This window comes from Levilactobacillus tongjiangensis (genome assembly GCF_003946345.1).
In the GTDB taxonomy this organism is placed as follows: Bacteria; Bacillota; Bacilli; order Lactobacillales; family Lactobacillaceae; genus Levilactobacillus; species Levilactobacillus tongjiangensis.
Genome location: NZ_RHNY01000040.1, coordinates 1 through 2,577, shown reverse-complemented (window position 1 = coordinate 2,577; position 2,577 = coordinate 1). Strand labels below are relative to the sequence as shown.

Below are 2,577 nucleotides of genomic sequence, written 5' to 3'. Positions count from 1 at the left end.
GCAACTGGCCTAATTGTTAAAATAGCCATGACAATCGTCATGGCTAAGACAACAATCACTATTTTTATCAGGACTAAGATCAGACCATAGGGTGGGATCGCAATAAAAATTAAGCCCACTAGTCCTGCCAGCGCCGCATAGCCAAAATCCTTCAAGGTGTAGTCTTTCCAGATCCCGTAATCTTTATCTACGTTCTCTGGAAAGATAAATTCTTTTCCTTTCTTCATTTGGCAGGCTCCTTTTTAAATTAAGTGAATAGGCTGTAAACCCAAGGTAATAGCCAGATAATGGCTGCCGCTAAGGCCACTAAACCAGCCACCCGACCAACCGCGTGATAAACTTCAGATTTCTCTCGCGGATCGTCTGCGTCAGGCATTCTTTTGATAATAATAAATAGCGCCACACAAATCCCGACTAAAACGACCAACCCAGTTAAAATACCTTGAATCGTCTTACCAGCGCTGGTTAGCTTGCTTTTAACTTCGCCACCGTCCGCGGCAAAAACAACCTGAGCGTTCACCAATCCCAAGTAAATCGCAGTGACCCCAGTGGTTGCTAACGCTTTTACTTTGCTGAACTTCATGTTATTCCTCCTTCCTATCGTCTTCTGATGTTCTTAATTGAATTTGTTCTGCCTGCGTTTCTTCTGGCTCACGCTGATAGAACTTGTTCATTTGTTCCTCGGCAATTTGCTGGCTTGGTAATGGATCTGTGGCTAATTTAACTCGGCCATTTTGGCTCGTGGCTAAGTAATACTCTTTTTCTGACTGACCAAGTTCCTGAGTCTCTAAGACATGTAAATTATGTTCGTAACGACCTAAGGCATTATCAACTTCTAAACCGTAGAAGCCTAAGAAGCCCTCCAGAAAACTCTCACCAAAAAAGGTCATTTCATTTTTGATCTGCTTATATTGCTGAGTCGGTTTATCACTTACCAATTTTTCGGCCTTTTTAGCATTTTGACTGTCTTGGTGGCGATTAAACCAACCACTAAGCTTTAACGGCTCAGTCTTCAACTGGCGTTTAACGGTCTTCTTAATCATTGCTTGCCGAACTTCATCGATTGGCTGGCCGTCTTGGTCTAAAATTGCTTGTAACTGTTTTGGATCAGTCAATGCTTGGTCATCATCAACCACAATCGCCTTTTGATCATCATGAACTAGCTTGCCATTAATGCCTTGCCAGCTTTCTACTTTCATTGGATCACCTCCTTATGTTGTTTGTTGGGTTAGAAATATTAAACAACTAGCTTTCCCCTAACCCGCCCGGTAAAATGGATTATTAGGAGGGTGACACCTAGAAGGCGTATTTCTAGGTGCTGATCCCCGTTAGCAACTCTACTGCTGACGAGGACGCCCTCTTTTTTTGTTTGTTTCCTTATCCATTCAATGCCTTCCAATGAAATTAATTTGACTGTGCCGGTTTCCATTAAATATTCTTCGGGCATACTATTTGGGTGCCGCCTTAACCATAAGCTTACATATGATCGATCATGCCCTAGCTTGATACCGGCCTGAGATAAACTAATCCATTCGTGTTGTCTTGCCACATGCAGGTAACTCCTTTCTTAAATAATTAACTAAATTATAGCACCATTTGAACACACTTGTGTACATTTTTTTACATTTACATTACAAGTGCATACCACCATCTTCATGCCGATTACGGGTTTGGTGTTGCCGTTGCTTTTTCGTCATTTCCCACTCGGTCTCTTTTAGTCCACGTAGTTGCTGCTTTCTTAGATAGTCTGTATTCTTCGCATATAAAATAGTCATTAAGGCTTCGTCCAAAATATTAGTCAAGTAGTTTTTCGGGCTAGTTGGGTAATAATTAATAGCCTGGTAGTCCTTAATTTGGTCTTGCTTATATTGATCAAACCGTGTTGTCTGTTGTTTCAAACGGGTTTGTACCATTTCAATTTGTTTTTGATCAAGCTTAGGATCTTGGCCACATTCACCGAGAAACAGTTGCCGGGTGCCATCATGTTTTAAGACCCGTTGCAGTCGATGATCCTGAATATCTTTTAATTCAATTTTACCTAACAGGTAATTCAACCCGGCTTGGTGTTGCTGACTAGTAAAGACTACCGGTGGCTGCTGTTGTAATTGACTAAGATCATCGGCGCTTAATGGCTTTAATTCTGGGTCATAGTAAACCACAGCGGTATAGATTTGCTCCTTGTCAATCGTCTCTAGCTTATCGAGGTCACTATCCGGAAAAGCAGTCGTTAGAATGCTGTCGTATTGAGTTTGCACCACGGCTTTAACTTCCCGCATGACCCGTAAATCTTTCACCGCTTTAGAAATGAATTCGAGTTCGTTAGGTTGATAAGCGGCTAGCATGCCCCGATCAGTATGCTTCAAATCGTCTAACTGGTGACCATGTTTGGCTAGCACCGTGGTTAATTGCTTTTCAATTGTTTGGGCCTGCTGATTAACTAACTGCCAGCTGGTATATGGCCGCTTGGTAAACGTCAATAATTGCTGGGTTAATAAGTCACTTCGAATATCCGCTAACCGTTCTGCCAATTCGCTACCCTTAAAAATCGTTTGTTCACTATTAGTTTCTTTAATCAGT

The 2,577-nt window shown here is 41.8% G+C and carries 3 protein-coding genes and 2 pseudogenes; all 5 read right to left on the bottom strand.

All coding sequences use genetic code 11. The features are described 5' to 3' along the window. Window positions 1–227, bottom strand: a pseudogene (locus EKM75_RS12645) (conjugal transfer protein); the annotation flags it as partial. A gap of 20 nt (window positions 228–247) precedes the next feature. Continuing rightward, window positions 248–583: a CagC family type IV secretion system protein gene (locus EKM75_RS12640; protein WP_125694959.1), complete on the bottom strand. Its 336-nt coding sequence runs from the start codon at window positions 581–583 to the stop codon at window positions 248–250. Window position 584: 1 nt separating this feature from the next. Then, window positions 585–1,199, bottom strand: a complete 615-nt coding sequence (locus tag EKM75_RS12635; protein ID WP_125694957.1) for a hypothetical protein — start codon at window positions 1,197–1,199, stop codon at window positions 585–587. Between the two features lie 38 nt (window positions 1,200–1,237). After that, the gene (locus EKM75_RS12960; RefSeq protein WP_125694955.1) at window positions 1,238–1,549 is read right to left on the bottom strand and encodes a hypothetical protein; all 312 of its coding nucleotides are present in this window, start codon (window positions 1,547–1,549) and stop codon (window positions 1,238–1,240) included. An 82-nt stretch (window positions 1,550–1,631) separates the two neighbouring features. Continuing rightward, window positions 1,632–2,577: pseudogene (locus tag EKM75_RS12625) on the bottom strand (MobQ family relaxase); the annotation flags it as partial.